This is a genomic window from Deinococcus sp. JMULE3 (assembly GCF_013337115.1).
Classification (GTDB): Bacteria; Deinococcota; Deinococci; order Deinococcales; family Deinococcaceae; genus Deinococcus.
The window spans coordinates 2,177,501-2,190,967 of the sequence record NZ_SGWE01000004.1; the positions used below are offsets into that span (position 1 = coordinate 2,177,501).

At 69.9% G+C, this 13,467-nt stretch carries 15 protein-coding genes (1 of these 15 running past the window's edge); 9 read left to right on the top strand and 6 right to left on the bottom strand.

Annotated features, from left to right (window positions below; translation table 11 throughout):
- From folP to EXW95_RS13435, 4 genes are all read left to right on the top strand, one after another.
- Positions 1–377: the 3' end of a dihydropteroate synthase gene (gene folP / locus EXW95_RS13420; protein ID WP_254605621.1), read on the top strand. It extends 484 nt beyond the left edge of the window; the window shows 377 of its 861 coding nt (coding positions 485–861); its start codon lies beyond the left edge, outside the window; the stop codon is at positions 375–377.
- A gap of 23 nt (positions 378–400) precedes the next feature.
- The gene (gene folB / locus EXW95_RS13425) at positions 401–784 is read left to right on the top strand and encodes a dihydroneopterin aldolase (RefSeq protein WP_174367865.1); all 384 of its coding nucleotides are present in this window, start codon (positions 401–403) and stop codon (positions 782–784) included.
- On the top strand, positions 781–1,296 hold the full coding sequence (folK, locus tag EXW95_RS13430) for a 2-amino-4-hydroxy-6-hydroxymethyldihydropteridine diphosphokinase (RefSeq protein WP_174367866.1): 516 nt from the start codon (positions 781–783) through the stop codon (positions 1,294–1,296). The genes folB and folK overlap by 4 nt, the downstream gene beginning before the upstream one ends.
- Before the next feature lie 105 nt (positions 1,297–1,401).
- Entirely contained in the window at positions 1,402–1,896 is a 495-nt protein-coding gene (locus tag EXW95_RS13435) for a hypothetical protein (protein WP_174367867.1), read from the top strand.
- A 73-nt stretch (positions 1,897–1,969) separates the two neighbouring features.
- Here the strand turns inward: EXW95_RS13435 and EXW95_RS13440 are convergent, their stop codons facing one another.
- Genes EXW95_RS13440 through EXW95_RS13455 form a run of 4 tightly spaced genes read right to left on the bottom strand, consistent with a single transcriptional unit; the run spans position 1,970 to position 3,742 of the window.
- Positions 1,970–2,284: a hypothetical protein gene (locus EXW95_RS13440; protein ID WP_046844117.1), complete on the bottom strand. Its 315-nt coding sequence runs from the start codon at positions 2,282–2,284 to the stop codon at positions 1,970–1,972.
- Positions 2,285–2,308: 24 nt separating this feature from the next.
- Positions 2,309–2,650, bottom strand: coding sequence for a YraN family protein (locus tag EXW95_RS13445; RefSeq protein ID WP_174367868.1), 342 nt, complete (start codon positions 2,648–2,650; stop codon positions 2,309–2,311).
- The gene (locus tag EXW95_RS13450) at positions 2,647–3,315 is read right to left on the bottom strand and encodes an HAD family hydrolase (RefSeq protein ID WP_371810065.1); all 669 of its coding nucleotides are present in this window, start codon (positions 3,313–3,315) and stop codon (positions 2,647–2,649) included. The genes EXW95_RS13445 and EXW95_RS13450 overlap by 4 nt, the downstream gene beginning before the upstream one ends.
- 10 nt (positions 3,316–3,325) lie before the next feature.
- The gene (locus EXW95_RS13455; RefSeq protein ID WP_174367869.1) at positions 3,326–3,742 is read right to left on the bottom strand and encodes a putative dsRNA-binding protein; all 417 of its coding nucleotides are present in this window, start codon (positions 3,740–3,742) and stop codon (positions 3,326–3,328) included.
- A 35-nt stretch (positions 3,743–3,777) separates the two neighbouring features.
- On the opposite strand from EXW95_RS13455, the gene EXW95_RS13460 reads away from it, so the two are divergent.
- The 3 genes from EXW95_RS13460 to EXW95_RS13470 all read left to right on the top strand — a co-directional run bounded on the left by EXW95_RS13460 (position 3,778) and on the right by EXW95_RS13470 (position 6,220).
- Positions 3,778–4,260 (top strand): hypothetical protein, encoded by a 483-nt coding sequence (locus EXW95_RS13460; RefSeq protein WP_174367870.1) that lies wholly within the window; start codon positions 3,778–3,780, stop codon positions 4,258–4,260.
- A gap of 113 nt (positions 4,261–4,373) precedes the next feature.
- A complete protein-coding gene (locus EXW95_RS13465) occupies positions 4,374–5,615 on the top strand; it encodes a uracil-xanthine permease family protein (RefSeq protein ID WP_174367871.1) in 1,242 nt (413 codons plus the stop codon).
- 74 nt (positions 5,616–5,689) lie between these two features.
- Positions 5,690–6,220 (top strand): hypothetical protein, encoded by a 531-nt coding sequence (locus EXW95_RS13470; RefSeq protein ID WP_174367872.1) that lies wholly within the window; start codon positions 5,690–5,692, stop codon positions 6,218–6,220.
- 59 nt (positions 6,221–6,279) lie between these two features.
- Here the strand turns inward: EXW95_RS13470 and uvrB are convergent, their stop codons facing one another.
- Complete coding sequence (gene uvrB, locus EXW95_RS13475; protein WP_174367873.1) at positions 6,280–8,295, bottom strand: excinuclease ABC subunit UvrB; 2,016 nt, start codon at positions 8,293–8,295, stop codon at positions 6,280–6,282.
- 140 nt (positions 8,296–8,435) lie between these two features.
- Here uvrB and EXW95_RS13480 point away from each other — a divergent pair, with 140 nt between their 5' ends.
- Positions 8,436–9,656, top strand: a complete 1,221-nt coding sequence (locus EXW95_RS13480) for a TCR/Tet family MFS transporter (protein ID WP_174367874.1) — start codon at positions 8,436–8,438, stop codon at positions 9,654–9,656.
- 58 nt (positions 9,657–9,714) lie between these two features.
- Here the strand turns inward: EXW95_RS13480 and EXW95_RS13485 are convergent, their stop codons facing one another.
- A complete protein-coding gene (locus EXW95_RS13485; protein WP_174367875.1) occupies positions 9,715–10,617 on the bottom strand; it encodes a LysR substrate-binding domain-containing protein in 903 nt (300 codons plus the stop codon).
- 154 nt (positions 10,618–10,771) lie between these two features.
- Here EXW95_RS13485 and aceE point away from each other — a divergent pair, with 154 nt between their 5' ends.
- The gene (gene aceE, locus EXW95_RS13490) at positions 10,772–13,459 is read left to right on the top strand and encodes a pyruvate dehydrogenase (acetyl-transferring), homodimeric type (protein WP_174368984.1); all 2,688 of its coding nucleotides are present in this window, start codon (positions 10,772–10,774) and stop codon (positions 13,457–13,459) included.
- Positions 13,460–13,467: the final 8 nt, after the last annotated feature.

The window sequence follows — 13,467 nt, forward strand, 5'->3', positions numbered from 1 at the left end:
GCGACCCGCACTACGCCGACGTGGTGCAAGAGGTACACGGGTACCTGCACGCCCAGGCGCGCGAGGCCCTGGCCTCCGGGGTGCCGGACGTGATCCTCGACCCCGGCATCGGGTTCGGGAAGACGCTGGAACACAACCTCGCGCTGCTGCGCGCCCTGCCGGAGTTGTCAGAAGGGCCGCACCCGGTGCTGATCGGCGCGAGTCGCAAGCGCCTGATCGACTTCATCGCGGACGTTCCAGTCGCGGCCGACCGTGACCCGGGCAGCCTCGCGCTGCACCTGCACGCCGCCCGGCACGGCGCGGCCATCGTGCGCGCTCACGCCGCCGCCGCGCACGTCCAGGCGCTGCGGGTCCAGGCGGCCCTGAACCCCGCCTGACCCGCACGAACTACACTCGGGGGATGACCACCCCGACCTCCCCGCACAGTCGCGTCGTGCTGCAGGGCCTGGAATTCCACGCCCGGCACGGCGTGTTCGACACCGAGGCCGTCCTGGGCGCCCGCTTCATCGTAGACGCCGAACTGCACTACCCCTTCGCGGGCCTGAAAGACGACCTGAACGAGGCCGTGAACTACGCGGCCGTGTACGCCGCCATCCAGCAGGAGGTCACCGTGCCCCGCCACCAGCTGATCGAGGTGCTCGCCGACCGCATCGCGCGGCGCGTCCTGCGCGACCAGCCCAGGCTGACGCACCTGACCGTGCGCGTCCACAAGCCCTTCGCGCCGCTGCCCGGCGTGTTCCGCGACGTGTACGCCGAACTGACCCTGCGCCGCGAGGACCTGTGAGCGCCCCGCAGACCGCCGCGTTCATCGCGCTGGGCGCCAACCTGGGCGACCCCCTGACCACCCTGCGCTGGGCCGTGACCGAACTGCGCACCCTGGGAACCGTGAAGGCCCTGTCCCGGCTGTACCGCACCGCGCCCGTCGGCGGGCCCGCCGGGCAGCCCGACTACCTGAACGCCGCCCTCTGCCTGCACACCCCCCTGGGCGCCCACGACCTCCTGGCGGGCCTGCACGACATCGAGGCCCGCGCCGGACGCACCCGCACCGAACGCTGGGAGGCCCGCACCCTGGACCTCGACCTGATCCTGCACGGCAGCCTGATCAGCGACGACCCCGCCCTGCACCTGCCGCACCCGCGCGCCTGGGACCGCGCGTTCGTGCTGGCGCCCCTGTGCGACCTGCACCCGCACCTGCCGCACCCCGTGACGGGCGAGACCGTCAGCGCCGCGCTGGCCCGCAGCGACCGCGGGGGCGTGCAGGCGCACATCGACGACTGGTTCAACGACTGGAACTGACCCGCGCCTGTGCGGCGGTTCCCCGCCCGGTAACCACCCCGGTCATCACACTGTGCCCGCGCCTGCCCCCGGCGAGGGACGCGGGACGCTATGCTGGGCGGTGACATGAGCAAGCACACCACATCCACCAGCCACGGAGGCGCTGGCCGCGCGCTGCTGTGGGTTGCCATCATCCTGACCGTGGCCCTCCTGGGCTTCGTGACCGCCACCGCCGTCCGCGCCAACCCCATCTACAGCGACCGCGAGGCGAACGGCATCAGCAAGTACAAGTTCATCGAGGCCTGCAAGGAAATCGCGCACGACACCGAGGAACTCACCGTCGGCGCCATGGGTCAGGCCATTCCCCTGAAAACGCTGGTCGAGCAGAGCAGCCCCCTGAAAGCCGGGGATGAACTGCACGCAGGGATCGAGGCGGAACCCGCCGAGATCATCAAGGCCACCCAGACCGTCGACGGCGGCGGCTGGACCCTCACCGCGCCCGTCACCATCGCCGTGCACAGCGGCGAGCGCGTGAACACCCTGGGTCAGCTGCCCATGGCCTGCACGCACGACAAGAAGACCGGCAAGACCACCGCCACCCTGAACCTCCCCGGCCAGTAAGCGCAGGACACAGAAAGGCCCCGGCAGACGCACTGCCGGGGCCTTCGCCTGTTCCAGTTACAGCCCGGCACCCTTACAGCACGACGTCCAGGCCGCTCAGGCACTCCTCGGCAATCGCGCGGGCCAGCGGATCACGCGTGCTGCGCGCGTAACTGACACCCAGCTGCAGGTGCCGCTGCCCGTCCGGGCCGCCCAGCAGTTCCAGCGTCTGGAAGAACGCCAGGTGCGTGTGCGCCAGCAGCACGTCCCGCGTCCGCTCGGGCGGCAGGACGCTCAGGAGGTCCAGCGCCTCGCGGTACAGGCGCAGCGCCCGCGCCTGATCGCCCTCCACGGCACTCTCCCGCCCCAGCTGCAGGGCGCGGGCGGCCGACAGGTAATCACTGCGCATGCCGCGGATTCTAGCGCGGGCCGGTCACTCGACCGCGTGCAGGCTCAGCGTGCCCCCGGCGGCGCTGCCGTCGATGGTCAGCACCTCCAGGCGGCACGGCAGGTCGTCGCGGCCCAGTTCGCGCGTCAGGTAGGTCAGCGCGGCGCGCTGCATCAGCGCCAGCTTGCGCGGCGTGACCGACTCCGCCGCGCTGCCGAAACGCGCCGAGCGGCGCTGCCGGACCTCCGTGAACACCAGCGTCCCGCCCGGCTCGCGGGACACCACGTCGATCTCCCCGCCGGGAATGCGGTAGTTACGGGCCAGGACCTCGCGCCCCAGCCCGCGCAGGAACTCGGCGGCGCGGTCCTCGGCCTGAGCGCCCTTCACGCCAGCCAGTCGGGCCAGGACGTGAAGTCCGCCGCGGCCAGCGCCGCGCCCGCCGCCAGCAGCGCCGATTCCGGCGCGGTGGTCGTCAGGGCCACCACCCGGCAGCCCGCCCCCGATGCGCTGCGCACGCCGTTCACAGCGTCCTCGTGCGCCAGGCAGTCCGCAGCGTTCAGGCCCAGCCGCTGCGCGCCCAGCAGGAACGGCTCCGGGTGAGGTTTGCCGCGCGTGACGTCCTCGCCCAGCACCCGCGTCACGAAGCGCGGCCCGAAACCCAGCTGCTCCATGCCGAACGCCACGTTCACCGCGTCGGCACTCGTGACCAGCGCGAACGGAATTCCGCGCGCATCCAGCGCGTCCAGGTACGCGCTCAGGCCCGCCACCTCGCGCAGTGCGCCCGCCGCCAGCGCCCGGTAGCGGCCCTCCTTCGCGTCGTGAAAGCGGGCGGCCAGCGCCTCGTCCGGGTAAGAACCGGTCAGGCGTTCGATGATCTCCGGGTTGCGGCCCCCGTCCACCTTGTGATCCAGGTCAGCTGGCGAGAGGGTCAGGCCCAGCACCTCCAGGGCCACCTCCTGCCACGCCTGCCGGTGAAAGGCGTTGTTCGCGGTCAGGACGCCGTCCATGTCGAACAGCACCCCGGCGGGCCGCCACGGCCATGTGCCGCTCACAGGGGCACCCTCACAGGGGTTCCGGCCCGTGCCCCAGGTCCAGCAGCAGCTCGCGGTACAGGCGGCCCGCGTCGCGGCGCACGTCGTCCAGCGAGGCGTCCTCGTCCGCGAACTCCGCGGCCGTCTCCAGCGCGGCCTCCAGCACCCCCGCGTAGATCGGCCAGCGCCCCGCAGGGGCCTCGTCGTGGACCTCCTCGGTGTCCGCCATCGGCTCGCCGTCCAGCACGCGCAGCGCCGAATCCGCCGCCGCCCGCTCGGCGTCCTTGCGGCTGCGGCCCGACCCGCCCTCGCCCAGCGGCTCGCCGCCAATCCGCACCGTCACGTGGAACGTCCGCTGGTGGGGCGGACCATCGGACGACACCTCGAACTCCGGCGCGCCCAGGCCCAGGCTCAGGGCGCGCGCGATCAGGTCACCTTTCGCGTTCATGCACCCCAGCCTACCGCGCCTCTAAGCTGAACGGCATGCGCCCCACGCTCCTGCTGCCTCTGCTTCTCGGCGCGCCCCTGTTGCTGGGGGCCGCCCTCGCCGCACCTGCCCCCCAGCCTGTGCAGTCCGGGCAGACCTGGACCCTGCGCGCCACCACCTTCGACGGCGAGGCGCTGAGCACCACCCTGCGCCTGAACGCCACGCAACCCACCCCCGGCACGTACCGCGCCGACCGGGGCAGCCTGCTGCTGGACGCGCAGGCCGACACGCTGATCGCCCTGGACCTCAAAGACGCCCGCGAGGGAGGCCTGGGCCTCGCCTGCGCGCTGCGCCTGAGCACCCTGGGCCAGCCCGGCGCGACCGGCGTGCTCGCCAGCGGCCCCCTGACCGACCTGCCCGCCGCGCTGGAACGCGCCCTGGCTGTTCTGAACGTCACCCGCACACCGCAGGAACAGGCCGACGCCGCGCGCGAACTGCGCCTGGGCCAGTGCACCCTGACGCTGGCCCCCACGCCCTGACCGGTTGCCCGACCGCCACACGGCCGGTGCGCTACCCTGAACCCCCGGAGCAACGCCGCCCCCACCCGCCCACGCGTGCGGGTGCCGACCCATGCCCTCCGGAGGTCCCCGCCGTGACCCTGAATCCCACCCGCCCCAGCGCCCGCCAGATCGTGCTGGGCCTGCAACACTCCATCGCCATGTTCGGCGCGACCGTCCTGGTCCCCATCCTGGTGGGCCTGTCCCCCAGCGTCGCGCTGTTCGGCGCGGGCGTCGCCACGCTGCTGTTCCACCTGCTCACGCGCGGACAGGTGCCGATCTTCCTGGGCAGCTCGTTCGCGTTCATCGCGCCCACCGCGCTGGTCGTCAAGGAATTCGGCCCGGCCGCCGCCGGGGGCGGCCTGATCGCCGCCGGGGCCATGTACCTGCTGTTCAGCGGCCTCGTGAAACTCCTGGGCACGGACCGGCTTCTGCGGGTGTTCCCGCCCGTCGTGACCGGCCCGGTCATCATCGTGATCGGCCTGGGCCTCAGCAGCGTCGCCGTGAACCAAGCCAAGACGAACTGGTGGCTGGCCCTCGTCACGCTGGCCGCCGCCGTCATCGCCAGCATCTACGGCAAGGGTCTGTTCCGCATGATTCCCATCCTGATCGGCGTCGTCACCGGGTACGTCGTGTCCCTCCTGACCGGGCAGGTCACCCAGGACGGCCTGAACGCCATCGCCGCCGCCCCCCTGCTGGGCCTCCCGGACTTCCACGCGCCTGCCCTGGACTGGCGGGCCGTGGCGATCATCGCGCCCGTCGCGGTCGTCACGTTCATCGAACACGTCGGGGACGTCATCGTGAACGGCCGCGTCGTCGGAAAGAACTTCCTGGAGAAACCCGGCCTGAGCCGCACCCTGTTCGCCGACGGCATCGCCAACATGAGCAGCGCCGCGCTCGGCGGACCCGCCGCCACCACCTACGCCGAGAACACCGGCGTCCTCGCCCTCACCCGCGTGTACGACCCGCGCGTCCTGCAGATCGGTGCGGCGTTCGCCGTATTGTTCGGCTGCTCCCCGAAACTCGCCGCGGTGCTCAAGAGCCTCCCGCAGGGCGTGCTGGGCGGCGTGAGCATCCTGCTGTTCGGCATGATCGCCTCGGTCGGCATCCGCACCCTCAGTGAAGCGCGGATCGACTTCGCGCACAGCCGCAACCTCATCATCGTGTCCCTGATCCTCGTGCTGGGCCTGGGCGGCGCCGCGTTCCCCATCAGCGTCGTGGGCACCAGTCTCGAACTGCACGGCATGGCCCTCGCCGCGCTGGTCGGCATCGTCGCGAACCTGATCCTGCCCACGCAGACACCCGAACCGGACGAACCCGAACGCACCCTGCACTGAAGCGCGGCCCGCGCCCCGGCCTGGCCTGTCACCTGAGGCAGCGGGCCGGGGCGCGCGTTGCTAGGCTCGGGGTCATGAAACGACACCTCGTCCTGGCCGCCCTGCTGACCCTCGCGCCCCTCGCCCACGCGGGCAGCGGCAACGCCGCCCCGCGCGCCGTGACGCCCTTCGGCGCCCCGAAAGCCCTCCCCGCCAACGCCCTGGTCCGCCCCGGCCAGACCTGGGTCATGACCGGCACCACCGCCGCCGGTGAACGCATCACCCGCGACCTGAAACTCAGCAGCCAGGCCCCCGAGTGGGACGACGGCTGGGACTTCGACGCGGACAACGGCCCGTTCAGCTGGAAGCCCGAGGACCGCATGATCTTCGCGGCGGACGTCCGCACCGGCATGATGAACGACAGCGACATTCACCTGTGCCTGGGCATGATTGAGGGCAGCAGCGTGCGCGGCGTGCTCCTCAGCGGCACCCTGGAGGAACTGGACGCCGACATGGACAAACTCGACGACGCGACCGGCGAGCCCCGCACCACCGACGAGATCATCCAGGCCGTGCGCAAGGCCGGCGTGAACGCCGGGACCTGCACCCTCACCCTCAAACGCTGAACCGGATGGGCGGCGGGCCACCCCGATCAGAGGGTGGCCCGCTGCTTCATGGTGGTGGGTCAGCGCCTGCCCTTGCGGCGCACTTTCTGCCCGGGCACGGTGGCCTGCTGGAATTCCTTGCCCTGCAACTTGGCCTCGATGGCGCGGATCTGGTCGCGCAGGGACGCGGCGCGTTCGAAGTCGAGGTCCTCGGACGCCTGCCACATGTCGAGTTCCAGATCCGTGAGCTGCGCGGAGAGGGCGTCGCGGTCGTCGCCGACGGTGGCGGAGCTGATCTCGCCGGGTTGTTCCTCGCCGCGGATGACGTCGCGGACGCCCTTGATGACGGTGGTGGGGGTGATGCCGTGCGCTTCGTTGTACGCCATCTGTTTCTCGCGGCGGCGGCTGGTCTCGTCCATGGCGAACTGCATGGCGGGCGTGACGGTGTCGGCGTACAGGATGACCTCGCCGTTCACGTTGCGGGCGGCGCGGCCGATGGTCTGGATCAGCGCGCGCTCGCTGCGCAGGAAGCCGGGTTTGTCCGCGTCGAGGATGGCGACCAGCGACACTTCCGGCAGGTCGAGGCCCTCGCGCAGCAGGTTGATGCCGACCAGCACGTCGTAGTGGCCCAGCCGCAGGTCGCGGATGATCACCTGACGCTCCACGCTGTCGATGTCGCTGTGCATGTAGCGCGCCTTGACGCCCTTCTCCAGCAGGTACTCGGTGAGGTCCTCGGACATCCGCTTCGTGAGGGTCGTGACGAGGGTGCGTTCGCCCTTCGCGCTGCGCTCGCGGACGCGGCCCAGCAGGTCCTCGATCTGCCCCTGGATGGGCCGGATGCCCACCGGCGGGTCGATCAGGCCGGTCGGGCGGATGATCTGGTCGGCCACGCTGTCGCTGTGCTCCCGTTCGTACGGGCCGGGCGTGGCGGACACGAACACCAGTTGCCCGGTCTTGCTCATGAACTCGTCGAAGTTCAGCGGGCGGTTGTCCATCGCGGACGGCAGGCGGAAGCCGTAGTCCACCAGCGTCTGCTTTCTGGCCCGGTCGCCGTTCGCCATCCCGCCGATCTGCGGAACCGTCACGTGCGACTCGTCGATGAACGTCACGAAGTCGTCCGGGAAGTAATCCAGCATCGTGTACGGCGTGTGGCCCGCCGCGCGCCCGTCGATGTGCCGCGAGTAGTTCTCGATACCCGAGCAGTACCCTAGGACCTTGAGCATCTCCAGGTCGTACAGGGTGCGTTCCTTCAGCCGCTGCGCCTCCAGCAGCTTCCCGGTGGACTTGAAGTACTCCAGCCGCTCGTCCAGCTCCTGCTGAATGGTCACGATGGCCCGCTCGATGTTCCCCGCGCTGCTCACGTAATGCTTGGCGGGGTAGATGACGGTCGCGTCCAGATCCGCCAGCCGGTCCCCGGTCAGCGGATGCACCACGCTGATGCGCTCCACGTCGTCGCCCCACAGTTCCACCCGCAGCGGCTGCTCGTCGTACGCGGGCCACACCGTCACCACCTCGCCCTTCACCCCGAAGCGGCCCGGCATGAGTTCCACGTCGTTGCGCTCGTACTGCATGTTCACCAGCCGCCCCAGCAGCTCGTCGCGCGGCATCTGCCCACCCTTCTTCAGGATCGCGTTCAGCGCCGTGTACTCCTTCGGGTCACCCAGGCCATAGATACAGCTGACGCTGGCGACCACGATCGTGTCCCGGCGCGTCAGCAAACTGCGGGTGGTGCTGTGCCGCAGCCGCTCGATCTCCTGGTTCACGCTGGCGTCCTTCTCGATGAACAGGTCCTTCCCCGGCACGTACGCCTCGGGCTGGTAGTAGTCGTAGTAACTGATGAAGAACTCCACCGCCGCGTCCGGGAAGAACTCCCGGAACTCGGATGCCAGCTGAGCGGTCAGGATCTTGTTGGGCGCCATGATCAGCGCCGGACGCTGGGTTTCCTCGATGACTTTCGCAACGGAGTACGTCTTGCCGGTGCCGGTCGCGCCGAGCAGCGTCTGGAAGCGCAGGCCGGAGTCCAGGCCGTCCACCAGCGAGCGGATGGCGGTGGGCTGATCACCGGCGGGCGTGTAACTGGACTGGACCTTGAGCATGAAACCTCCGGGGGGTGGGGGAGAGGGCAGGATGCGGGCGCAGCCCGAACGAATCTCCCTATTTTACGCCCCGGACGTAAGTGGATGGTAAGCGAGATGGCTGAAGGGAACCTTGACGTGCGCGCCGTACACTGCCCGTCATGCGCGCCCGCCCTGCTGCCCTGATCTTCATTCTGCTGACCGCCCTGATCGACATCATCGGGATCGGACTGATCATTCCGGTGCTGCCGGGACTGGTGAAGGAACTGGCGGGGTCGGAGGTGGCGGGCGCGCGGACGATCGGGCTGCTGACGGCGGCGTACGCGGTGATGCAGTTCATCTTCGCGCCGATCCTGGGAGTGCTGAGTGACCGCTTCGGGCGGCGGCCGGTGCTGCTGTTCGCGCTGAGCGGCATGGCGCTGGATTACCTGCTGCTGGCGTTCGCGCCGAATCTGGCGTGGCTGTTCGTTGGCCGCATCCTGGCGGGCATCACCGGGGCGAGCCTGACGGTCGCGAACGCGTACATCGCGGACGTGTCGCCCCCCGAGGACCGCGCGAAGAACTTCGGGCTGCTGGGCGCGACGTTCGGGGTTGGGTTCATCCTGGGCCCGGCGCTGGGCGGCCTGCTGGGCGAGTACGGGCTGCGCGTGCCGTTCATGGTGGCGGCGGCCCTGACGGGCCTGAACGTCCTGTACGGGCTGTTCGTGCTGCCCGAGTCGCTGCCCGAGAGCAGCCGCGCGCGGGGCCTGCGCCGCGCGGACCTGAATCCGCTGCTGCCGCTGAGGGCGCTGGGCGAGTACCCGATCCTGCGGTCCCTGACGCTGACGTTCGTGCTGCTGGGCCTCGCGGGGCAGGTGATCTTCAGCACGTGGGTGCTGTACACCGAGGGCGTGCTCCGCTGGACGCCAGGGCAGAACGGCGTGGCGCTGGCGTTCTTCGGCCTGCTGACCGCCGCCGTGCAGGGCGGCCTGATCGGACCGTTCATCGCGCGCTTCGGCGAGCGGCGCACCATCATGACCGGCCTGATCAGCAGCATCCTGGAATTCACGGTGCTCAGCGTCGCCCGCAGCGGCGCGCTGCTGTACGCCTCACTGGTCGTGGGCGCGCTGGGTGGCCTCGCGAACCCGGCGTTGCAGGGCCTGATCTCCCGTCAGGTGAGCGAATCCGAGCAGGGCCGCGTGCAGGGCGCGATCACCAGCCTGAACAGCCTCGTGGCGGTCGTGGGTCCCGTCGTGGCGACCAGCGTGTACGCGTTCGGCGTCACGCACGACTTCCCCGGCGCGGCCTTCACCCTGGGCGCACTGCTGTCCGTCGCGGGCACGCTGCTGATCCTGGGTGTCCTGCGCGGCATGCCGGACACCGGGAAGCCGCAGCAGGGGTGACGGTCAACGCGGTCACGCGGCCTGATCGCTCACCCCGCCCGAGCCCACTGCCCACTCCCTACTTCCCACTCCCTTCTTTCAGCACCTCCTCCGCAACGGTCAGGAACGCGCGGATGACGGGGTTCTTGCCGTCGCCGCGGCGCCACACGGCGACGATGTCCACGGTGGGGGCGTCCTCGACGGGGCGGTAGGCGACGCCGGGCAGGGACAGGCGGCTGAAGAATTCGATGGGCAGGAACACGCCGACGCCCGCCGCGACGAGGGACAGCAGGGTGGGGACCTCGATGGCTTCCTGCACGACGTGGGGCGTGAATCCGGCTGTGGAGCACCAGCGCATGACCTGATCGAAGTACGTGGCGCGGATCTGCCGGGGGAAGAACACGAACGGTTCGGCGCGCAGGTCGCTGATCTTCAGTCGGCGTTTGCGGGCCAGCGGGTGCGCGGCGGGCAGCGCGGCGACCAGGGGTTGGCGCCAGAGGGCGCGGGAGTCGAGGGTGGGGTCGCGCACGGGCAGCAGCATCAGGCCGATGCCGACCTGCCCGCCGCGCAGCGCGGCCTCCTGTTCCTGCGCGGTGAGTTCGCGCAGGTCCACGCTGACGTTCGGGTACAGCTCCCGGAAGCGCCGCACGATCTCCGGCAGCCCGCCGAAGGCGAGGCCGCTGACGAAGCCCACGCTCAGGCGGCCCACCTCGCCCCGGGCGGCGCGGCGGGCGCGTTCGACGGTCTGCCCGGCCAGGGCGAGGGTCTCGCGCGCGCCGATCAGGAATTCCTGCCCGGCGGGGGTCAGCTGCACGCGGCGGGTGGTGCGCAGCACCAGGGGCACCCCGACCTCCTCTTCCAGGTTGCGGATGGAGTTGCTCAGGGCCTGCTGGACGACGAACACGCGTTCGGCGGCCCGCCCGAAGTGTTCCTCCTCGGCCAGGGCCACGAAGTGCCGCAGGTGACGCAGTTCGACCGACATCAGGGACAGCGTAGCGCCCGCCACCCACCAGTGTCAGTGGTGAATCGCATGAGAATTCCCTGTTGGAAGTGTGGGACTGGCGGGGCCTATGCTGGGCAGCATGACGCAGTCTCCCCAGAAGTCGGCACCGCCGAACCGGCCCGCGCGCGCCGGGATGAACGCGCAGGAACGCCAGCAGCTCAACGCGGTCGAGACGCAGGAGTGGCTGGACTCCCTGGCGTACGTGTTCGCCGACGCCGGGGACAACCGCGCGGCGGAACTGCTGGAGGAACTCGATCACTACGCGTACTTCCACGGCGCGCCGATCACGTTCAAGCAGAACACCCCCTACATCAACACCATCGACGTCGAGGCGCAGCCCGAGTACCCCGGCGACCCCGAGATCGAACGCCGCATCCGCAACATCATCCGCTGGAACGCCGTCGCGATGGTCATCAAGGCCAACAAGAACAGCGACGGGATCGGCGGGCACCTCTCAACCTACGCCAGCGCCGCCGAACTGCTGGAGGTGGGCTTCAACCACTTCTTCCGCGGCCACGGCGCCGGGCAGGACCGCGACCTGATCTTCTACCAGGGCCACGCCAGCCCCGGCGTGTACGCCCGCTCTTTCCTGGAGGGCCGTTTCGACGAGGCCCGCATGAACCGCTTCCGCCGCGAACTGCAGCCCGACGGCGCGGGCCTCTCAAGCTACCCGCACCCCTGGCTGATGCCCGACTACTGGGAGTTCCCGACCGTCAGCATGGGCCTGGGCCCCATCCAGGCGATCTATCAGGCGCGTTTCATCAAGTACCTGGAAAACCGCAGCCTGAAACCCAAGGGGGACGCTAAGGTCTGGGCGTTCCTGGGGGACGGCGAGATGGACGAGCCGCAGAGCATCGGCGCGATCCGTTTCGCGGCGTACGAGAACCTCGACAACCTGATCTTCGTGCTGAACGCGAACCTCCAGCGCCTCGACGGGCCGGTGCGCGCGAACAGCAAGGTCATTCAGGAGTTCGAGGCGCTGTTCCGCGGCGCGGGCTGGAACGTCATCAAGGTCATCTGGGACAGCAAGTGGGACGAACTGCTCCAGAAGGACTACAACGGCGCGATCGTCAAACGCTTCGAGCTGCTCGTGGACGGCGAATCGCAGCGCTACGCGGCGTTCGGCGGCAAGGAGCTGCGCGAGAAGTTCTTCAACACCCCGGAACTCAAGGCCCTGATCGACGGCTGGAGTGACGCCGAACTGGAACTCCTGAACCGCGGCGGGCACGACATCCACAAGATCTACGCCGCGTACGCGTCCGCCGTGCAGCACAAGGGCAGCCCCACCATCATCATCCCGCGCACCATCAAGGGCTACGGCCTCGGCGAGAGCGCCCAGGCCCGCAACGTCGCCCACCAGGTGAAGAAACTCGACTTCCACACCCTCAAGGACCTGCGCGACACGCTGGAACTCCCCCTGACCGACGAGCAGGTCGAGCACCTCGAGTACTACCACCCCGGCCCCGACAGCCCCGAGGTGAAGTACGCCCTGGAACGCCGCGCCGCGCTCGGCGGGCCGATTCCCGCCCGCAAGGTCGAGTATCCGCACCCCACCATCCCGAACGGCGAGTTCTACGAGGAGTTCGCCAAGGGCAGCGGCGACCGCCAGGTGAGCACCACCATGGCCGCCGTGCAGATCATCAGCAAACTCCTGCGCGACAAGGAAATCGGCAAGCTCGTCGTGCCCATCGTGCCCGACGAGGCCCGCACCTTCGGCATGGACGCCCTGGTGCCCCGCATCGGCATCTACAGCCCGCGCGGCCAGACGTACACCCCGGTCGACAGCGGCTCCCTGATGGCCTACAAGGAAAGCGTGGACGGCCAGATGCTCGAAGAGGGCATCACCGAGGACGGCGCCATGGCCTCCTGGATCGCGGCGGGCACCGCGTACGCCAACCACGGCGTGCCCACCATCCCGTTCTTCGTGCTGTACTCCATGTTCGGCATGCAGCGCGTCGGTGACCTCGTGTGGGCCGCCGCCGACCAGCGCGCCCGTGGCTTCATCCTCGGCGCGACCGCCGGCCGCACCACCCTGGCCGGCGAGGGCCTCCAGCACCAGGACGGCAACAGCCACCTCCAGGCGTACGTCGTCCCGAACCTCAAGACGTACGACCCGGCCTTCGCGTACGAACTGGCCGTGATCATCGAGAGCGGCATCCAGCGCATGTACGTGGACGGCATCGACGAGTTCTACTACGTCACCATCGACAACGAGAACGAAGTCCAGCCCGCCATGCCCAGCGACCGCAGCCACGAGGAGATCCGCGACGGCATCGTCCGCGGCCTCTACCGCCTGCAGCGTAGCGCCCTGAAGAAACCCAAGCTCCAGGCGCAGATCCTCGCCGGTGGCCCCGCCATGGGCGCCGCGCAGGAAGCCGTGACCATGCTGGAGAAGTACGGCGTGGCCGCCGACCTGTGGTCGGTCACGAGCTACAAGGAACTCCACCAGGACGCCCTGCTCGCCCAGCGCCACAACATGCTCCACCCCACCGAGGAACCCCGCGTGCCGTACGTCGCGCAGCAGCTGAGCCGCGAGAACGCCCCCGGCGTGCTGATCAGTGTCAGCGACTACATCAAGCTCGGCGCGGACGGCCTGAACGGCCACCTCGACCGCAAACTCTGGACGCTCGGCACCGACGGCTTCGGCCGCAGCGAGGCGCGCAAGGAACTGCGCGACTTCTTCGAGGTGGACGCCAAACACGTCGTCCTCGCCACCCTGTACGCCCTCCAGCGCGACGGCAAGATCAAGGGTGAAGTCGTCGCCCAGGCCATCGCCGACCTCGGCATCGACACCGAACGCGACGCGCCTGTGCTGCGTTAAAGGTTGAA

Excerpts from the sequence above, each read along its gene's own strand:
- aceE (WP_174368984.1), top strand. The coding sequence starts at position 10,772 with ATGAACGCGCAGGAACGCCAGCAGCTCAACGCGGTCGAGACGCAGGAG.
- EXW95_RS13485 (WP_174367875.1), bottom strand. The coding sequence starts at position 10,617 with ATGTCGGTCGAACTGCGTCACCTGCGGCACTTCGTGGCCCTGGCCGAG.
- EXW95_RS13455 (WP_174367869.1), bottom strand. The coding sequence starts at position 3,742 with ATGAACGCGAAAGGTGACCTGATCGCGCGCGCCCTGAGCCTGGGCCTG.
- EXW95_RS13435 (WP_174367867.1), top strand. The coding sequence starts at position 1,402 with ATGAGCAAGCACACCACATCCACCAGCCACGGAGGCGCTGGCCGCGCG.
- EXW95_RS13440 (WP_046844117.1), bottom strand. The coding sequence starts at position 2,284 with ATGCGCAGTGATTACCTGTCGGCCGCCCGCGCCCTGCAGCTGGGGCGG.
- EXW95_RS13470 (WP_174367872.1), top strand. The coding sequence starts at position 5,690 with ATGAAACGACACCTCGTCCTGGCCGCCCTGCTGACCCTCGCGCCCCTC.
- EXW95_RS13480 (WP_174367874.1), top strand. The coding sequence starts at position 8,436 with ATGCGCGCCCGCCCTGCTGCCCTGATCTTCATTCTGCTGACCGCCCTG.
- folB (WP_174367865.1), top strand. The coding sequence starts at position 401 with ATGACCACCCCGACCTCCCCGCACAGTCGCGTCGTGCTGCAGGGCCTG.
- uvrB (WP_174367873.1), bottom strand. The coding sequence starts at position 8,295 with ATGCTCAAGGTCCAGTCCAGTTACACGCCCGCCGGTGATCAGCCCACC.
- EXW95_RS13460 (WP_174367870.1), top strand. The coding sequence starts at position 3,778 with ATGCGCCCCACGCTCCTGCTGCCTCTGCTTCTCGGCGCGCCCCTGTTG.